Here is a 6,583-nt window from a genome sequence, read left to right as displayed (position 1 = left end):
GGCCGCGGCACCGACATCGTGCTCGGCGGCAACGTCGACTTCCTCGCCGACACGCGGCTGCGCGACCGTGGCCTCGACCCGGTCGAGACGGCCGAGGAGTACGAAGCCGCCTGGGACGAGGCCCTGGCTCAGGTCAAGGCCGAAGCCGAGGCGGAGGCCAAGGAAGTGATCGAGGTCGGCGGCCTCTACGTGCTGGGCACAGAGCGACACGAATCACGCCGCATCGACAACCAGCTGCGCGGACGGTCGGGTCGCCAGGGCGACCCCGGCGAGTCGCGCTTCTACCTTTCTCTCGGCGACGAGCTGATGCGGCGCTTCAACGGCGCGACCCTCGAGTCGTTGCTGACCCGGCTTAACCTGCCCGAGGACGTGCCCATCGAGGCCAACATGGTCACTAGGGCGATCAAGAGCGCCCAGACCCAGGTCGAGCAGCAGAACTTCGAGGTCCGCAAGAACGTCCTCAAGTACGACGAGGTGATGAACCAGCAGCGCAAGGTGGTCTACGCCGAACGCAGGCTCATCCTCGAAGGTGAGAGCGTGCAGGAACAGGCCAAGCAGATGGTCGAGGACGTGGTCGCCGCCTACGTCGACGGTGCCACCGCAGAGGGCTACTCGGAGGACTGGGATCTCGGTGCGCTCTGGGAGGCGCTCAAGATGCTCTACCCGGTGGGCATCGACCACCACGACCTCATCGACTCCGGCGCCGTCGGCGAGCCCGGCGAGCTGACCCGCGAAGAGCTGCGGGACGCGCTGATCGAGGACGCCCGCCGCGCGTACGCGGCGCGGGAAGCGGAGTTGACCGAGATCGGTGGCGAGGGCGCGATGCGGCAACTCGAGCGCAGCGTGCTGCTGACCACCATCGACCGCAAGTGGCGCGAACACCTCTACGAGATGGACTACCTCAAGGAGGGCATTGGCCTGCGTGCCATGGCGCAGCGCGACCCGCTCGTCGAGTACCAGCGCGAGGGCTTCGACATGTTCAAGGGCATGCTCGATGGGTTGAAGGAGGAGTCCGTCGGGTTGCTGTTCAACGCTCAGGTCCAGGCCGCGCCTGCCGCTCCCTCGACCCAGGTCGGGGCCACCGCCGCGCCGCCGAACCTCGCGCAGTTCGCCGCCGACGCTGCCGCAAAGGCCCGCGAGCTCGGCGCCGACGGCTCGGTCGCGACCGAGGAGCGGGCTCCGCAACCAGTCCCGGCGCTGCGCGTCAAGGGCATCGACGACGATAAGGCGCCCCCGATGACGTACTCCGGCCCAGCCGAGGATGGTTCGGCGGAGGTACAGCGCGGCGGTGGCCGGCACGCGGCCGCGACCGGTGGATCTCGCCGCGAGCGACGCGAAGCCGCTCGCAAGCAGAGCCGTGGCGGCCCCAAGGCACGCCGAGGCTAGACAGCCGATCTGCAACACTCAGCCGATCTGCAACGCGACGACGAGCCAGCGCCCCTTGACGAGTTCGACTCGGCAGGCGATGGCGCGTACGCGGCGACCGCGCGTATAGGTCGCGAACACCTCGGCGGCGGTTGCCTCGCCGTCGACGACGGTCGCCGAGCGCAGTCGCACCCTTCGCAGGACGGCAGCACCCTCCGGCGAGGTGGTCCTGGTGAGACTCGCAACGGCATCGAAGAGCCTCGGAGCGAGGAGTGGCCGAAGCTGCACCACAGGTCGGCGCCGATCCGTCACCTCGAGGACCCGGCGCAGCGCGGCGTCGGCGAAAACGGCTGCGGCGCGCGGTGGTAGGAGCTCGTGGGGCCGCGCCCGGGCGGCCGCGACGGCGGGTACCGACCGCAACGGTCTCGGGGTGTGCCGGTGCAGCGCGGCCGGCGACGGCGGGGGGCACGCACTCTCCGGAATTGCTCCGACGGGTGGCGGCTCGTAGTCCACGACCGGCGAGGTGAACGAGGTGCGTTGAATCGGCAGGCGTGATGCGGTCACGGTTGTTCTCCAGCGGTCGGGGCGAAAGGACGACATCTGCTGGAGAGTCGCAGATGCATCAATGATCCCACGGTCCGAGGACACTTCCGAGCACCCGTGATGCGGGAATCCACTTTGGCCCGTTACCGTGACGGTGTTCAGACGTTGAGCCGGGGGAGGGTACGCCGTCATGGCGACGAGACTGTCAGCACCCGACGCGTCGTTCTTCCACCTCGAGAACACATCGACACCGATGTACGTCGGCTCACTTTCGATTCTTCGCAAGCCGCGCAGCGGACTCAGCTACGAAACCCTCCTCGAGACCGTGGAGCAGCGCCTGCCGCAGATTCCGCGTTACCGCCAGAAGGTGCGCGAGGTGGTGCTCGGCCTCGCGCGACCGGTGTGGATCGACGACCGCGAGTTCGACATCACCTATCACATCCGCCGTTCCGCGCTGCCGTCTCCGGGCAGCGATGCCCAGCTGCAGGACCTCGTCGCTCGGCTCGGATCGCGTCCGCTCGACAAGTCCCGCCCGCTATGGGAGATGTACTTGGTCGAAGGGCTGGCCAAGAACCGGATCGCGATCTACACCAAGTCGCATCAGGCCCTCGTCAACGGCATGACGGCCCTCGAGATCGGCCACGTCATCGCCGACCGAACGCAGAAGGCGCCTGAGTTCGGCGAGGACATCTGGATTCCTGCGCGCGAGCCGAGCGACACCAGACTCGTTCTCGGCGCCGTCGGCGAGTTCGTCGCCCGTCCCGGCACCCAGCTCGCGGGCGTCCGGTCCGCCGTGTTGGAGTCGGTGACCCATACGGGGCAACTCGTCGACGCCGGCCGTCGGTTCGCCGACGTCGCGCGAACACTGGCGCGTGGCACCGCGCCCAGCAGCCCGCTCAACACCACCGTCTCGCGCAACCGCCGGTTCACCGTCGCCAGTCATCAGCTGGACGACTACCGCAGGCTGCGGGCGCGTTACGACTGCGACGTCAACGACGTCATCCTCGCCGTGATCGCAGGCGCATTGCGCAACTGGCTGATGTCGCGCGGCGAACCGGTGACCGCGACGACCACGGTGCGCGCGATGGTCCCCATGTCGGTGTATCCGGATGCCGAGTTGGACGCGACGGGGCCGGGCCAGGCGATCAGCGAGGTGTGGCCGTTCCTGATCGATCTCCCCGTCGGGGAGGGCAATGCGGTGGTGCGGCTATCGCAGATTGCCCACGCGACGGAATCCCATTCGACCGCGGCGAGCCTGGTCGACGCGCGCAGCATCGTCACGCTGTCAGGATTTGCGCCACCGACGTTGCACGCCATGGGAACTCGGGTCGCGACCAGTTTCTCTGCGCGCCAGTTCAACCTCCTGATCACCAACGTGCCCGGTGCACAGAAGCAGATGTACGTCGCGGGAACCAAGCTGCTGGAGACCTATTCCGTGCCGCCACTGTTGAACAAGCAGGTGCTCGCGATCGGCGTGACGTCCTACAACGGCATGCTGTACTTCGGCATCAACGCCGACCGTGACGCGATGAGTGACGTCGACATGCTGCCGTCGCTGCTGCGCGAGACGCTCGACGAATTGCTTGAGGCAGCGCAGTAAGTCCTCTCGCACTACGATTCGGCGATGAGCAAGAGCAAGAGCAAGCTGGCGAAGGACTCGAAGAAGTCCAAGAAGTCAAAGCTCCCGAACGACGTCTACGAGGCCGAACTGTTCCGTCTACAAACGGAATTCGTGAAGCTTCAGGAGTGGGCGCGCCACACGGGGGCTCGCATCGCGGTGATCTTCGAGGGGCGCGATGCCGCAGGCAAGGGCGGCACCATCAAGCGCATCACCGAGTACCTCAGCCCGCGCGTGGCCCGGATCGCCGCTCTGCCGGCGCGCCCGGACCGCGAGCGCGGCCCGTGGTACTACCCGCGTTACATCGCGCAACTGCCGGCGAAGGGCGAGATCGTGCTCTTCGACCGGTCCTGGTACAACCGGGCGGGCGTCGAGCAGGTGATGGGATTCTGTACGCCGCAAGAACATGCGCTGTTCCTGCGCCAGACGCCGGTATTCGAGCAGATGCTCCTGGAGGACGGCATCCTCCTTCGCAAGTACTGGTTCTCGGTGTCCGACGACGAGCAGCTGCGCAGGTTCAAGTCGCGCCTCAACGATCCCGTGCGCCAGTGGAAGCTCAGTCCGATGGACCTCGAGTCGGTGTACCGGTGGGAGGACTATTCGCGGGCCAAGGACCAGATGATGGTGCACACCGACATCCCGCAGAGTCCGTGGTACGTCGTCGAGTCGGACGTCAAGAAGCACGCCAGGCTCAACATGATGAGCCACCTGCTGTCCACCATCGACTACCACGAGGTCGACCACCCCAAGGTGGAGCTGCCGGAGCGGCCGATCCTGAGCCACGGTTACGAGCGGCCATCGCGATCGTTGTCGACCTACGTCGACGATCACGTCGCCACGTTGACGGGGGACCGTGAGTAGGACCGTTACCCTCGCCTGGTGCGTGTCTACATCCCGGTGACCCTGGCCATGCTGCAGCGCCTCGTCGCCGATCAGTCGATGCACGCCTTGAGCGGCACGGCGTTCGCCGTCACTCCCACGTTGCGCGAGTCCTACGCAGAAGGAGATGACGACGAGCTCGCCGAGGTCGCGCTGCACGAGGCGGCAATGGCGTCACTGCGCCTGCTGGCGGCCGAGGACCAGACAACCGGGCTTCCGTTGCGGCGCGCAGTGCTCGTCGCGGAGGTCGACGGCGCGAAGGCCCGGCCCGATCTCGATGATGCGGTCGTGCGGCTGGCCGGCCCGATCGGCGTCGCCGACGTGATCGCCGCCTACGTGGACAACGCTGCGGCCGAACCCGCCGTCGCGGCTGCGGTCGAGGTGGTGGACCTGGCGGATCTCGGGGACGAAGACGCCGAACTCACCGTCGGCGACGCACAGGATCACGACCTTGCCTGGTACGCCACCCAGGAGCTGCCGTTCCTGCTCGAATTGCTCTGAGCACTAGAAACACCCCCGTAAGTTACGGTACCGTAGGTTAGATCCGACAGGCCCCAGACTCCGGCCCGGAACTCGTGACACAGTGATCAGGAGCCGTCATGGCGAAGAATGAAATCAAGGTCTCCGCCCGTCTGGCCGACACCGTCCGACCCACGCCCGCCGGTGCCGAGCGGCATCCCGGCTGGCAGGCGCTTCGCTCGGTCGCCGAGCGCATCACCACGCCACTGTTGCCGGACGACTATCTCAAGTTGGCCAATCCACTCTGGTCGGCCCGCGAGCTGCGTGGCCGCGTCGTGGAGGTTCGTCGTGAGACCGTCGACTCCGCGACTCTGGTCATCAAGCCGGGGTGGGGCTTCCGCTTCGACTACCAGCCGGGCCAGTATGTCGGCATCGGTGTTCTGATGGACGGTCGGTGGCGGTGGCGGTCCTACTCCCTGACGTCGAGCCCCGTGGCGCGCGCCAGGACCATCACGATCACCGTGAAGGCCATGCCGGAGGGGTTCTTGTCCAGCCACCTGGTCGGCGGCCTGAAGCCGGGCACGATCGTCCGCCTTGCCGCGCCGCAGGGCAACTTCGTGATGCCCGATCCAGCACCGGCGTCCGTGCTGTTCCTCACCGCCGGGTCGGGCATCACACCGGTCATGTCGATGCTGCGCACGCTCGCGCGCCGGGGACAGGTCGGCGACGTGGTCCACGTGCATTCCGCGCCGACGGAGTCCGACGTCATGTTCTCCCGCGAGCTGGCTCAGCTGCGCGACTCGCACGAGGGGTACCGGCTGTCGGTCCGCGCGACACGGACTCGTGGTCGCCTCGACCTGTCCAGCCTCGCCGACGACGTGTCCGACTGGCGCGAACGTCAGACCTGGGCGTGTGGTCCGGAGGGCATGCTCGACGACGCCCACCGCCTCTGGTCTTCCGCGGGCATCGGGAATCGATTGCACCTCGAGCGGTTTGCGGCGTCGCGGGCCGCCGCACATGGCACGGGTGGCACCGTCACGTTCGAGCGCAGCGGCAAGGCCTTCGAGGCGGATGCGGCCACCTCGCTGATGGACGCCGGTGAGCAGGTCGGCGTTCGGATGCCGTTCGGCTGCCGAATGGGCATCTGCCAGTCGTGTGTGGTGGGGCTGGTCGATGGACACGTCCGAGACCTTCGGACCGGTGTCGAGCACGAGCCGGGGAGCCGAATTCAGACGTGCATTTCCGCAGCTTCTGGCGATTGCGTACTGGACGTCTGAGCTTTACTGACTGGTAACCTACGTAAGCGTAGGTTACGCTAGCGTAGGTATTGGAAGGAGGCCGACCGATGGCAATTACCGACGTACCGGCATTCACCCACCTGACTGACGCGGACATCGAAAACCTGGGTTTCGAGCTCGATGCGATCCGCGCCGACATCGAAGACTCCCGTGGTGAGCGCGACTCGCGCTACATCCACCGCACCATCGCAGCACAGCGCGCCCTCGAGATCGCAGGCCGACTGATGCTCACCGCAAGCTCGCGACGCGCGGCGTGGTGGGCGGGAACCGCGACCCTCGGCGTGGCCAAGATCATCGAGAACATGGAGATCGGCCACAACGTCATGCACGGCCAGTGGGACTGGATGAACGATCCCGAGATTCACTCCTCGACGTGGGAGTGGGACATGAGCGGATCGTCCAAGCACTGGCGGTTCACCCA

Annotated in this window: 6 protein-coding genes and 1 pseudogene; 6 read left to right on the top strand and 1 reads right to left on the bottom strand. The window is 66.9% G+C overall.

Features of this window, described 5'->3' with window-relative positions:
• Positions 1-1,386, top strand: a 1,386-nt coding sequence (locus QOI01_RS19690) for a preprotein translocase subunit SecA (protein WP_526383869.1), incomplete at its 5' end; no start/stop codon positions are given.
• A gap of 18 nt (positions 1,387-1,404) precedes the next feature.
• Here the strand turns inward: QOI01_RS19690 and QOI01_RS19685 are convergent.
• On the bottom strand, positions 1,405-1,965 hold the full coding sequence (locus tag QOI01_RS19685; protein ID WP_526383867.1) for an Rv3235 family protein: 561 nt from the start codon (positions 1,963-1,965) through the stop codon (positions 1,405-1,407).
• Positions 1,966-2,098: 133 nt separating this feature from the next.
• On the opposite strand from QOI01_RS19685, the gene QOI01_RS19680 reads away from it, so the two are divergent.
• From QOI01_RS19680 to QOI01_RS19660, 5 genes and pseudogenes are all read left to right on the top strand, one after another.
• On the top strand, positions 2,099-3,508 hold the full coding sequence (locus tag QOI01_RS19680) for a WS/DGAT/MGAT family O-acyltransferase (RefSeq protein ID WP_526383865.1): 1,410 nt from the start codon (positions 2,099-2,101) through the stop codon (positions 3,506-3,508).
• A 24-nt stretch (positions 3,509-3,532) separates the two neighbouring features.
• Positions 3,533-4,387 (top strand): polyphosphate kinase 2, encoded by an 855-nt coding sequence (gene ppk2 / locus QOI01_RS19675; protein WP_526383863.1) that lies wholly within the window; start codon positions 3,533-3,535, stop codon positions 4,385-4,387.
• A gap of 15 nt (positions 4,388-4,402) precedes the next feature.
• Positions 4,403-4,906, top strand: a complete 504-nt coding sequence (locus QOI01_RS19670; RefSeq protein ID WP_526383871.1) for a DUF6912 family protein — start codon at positions 4,403-4,405, stop codon at positions 4,904-4,906.
• A gap of 98 nt (positions 4,907-5,004) precedes the next feature.
• Positions 5,005-6,141, top strand: a complete 1,137-nt coding sequence (locus tag QOI01_RS19665; protein WP_526383861.1) for a ferredoxin reductase — start codon at positions 5,005-5,007, stop codon at positions 6,139-6,141.
• Between the two features lie 68 nt (positions 6,142-6,209).
• A pseudogene (locus tag QOI01_RS19660) lies at positions 6,210-6,583 on the top strand (fatty acid desaturase); the annotation flags it as partial.

Origin of the sequence: Mycobacterium sp. (genome assembly GCF_032162605.1) — a bacterium.
Taxonomy (GTDB): Bacteria; Actinomycetota; Actinomycetes; order Mycobacteriales; family Mycobacteriaceae; genus Mycobacterium.
This window is presented reverse-complemented; position numbering and strand designations above follow the sequence as displayed.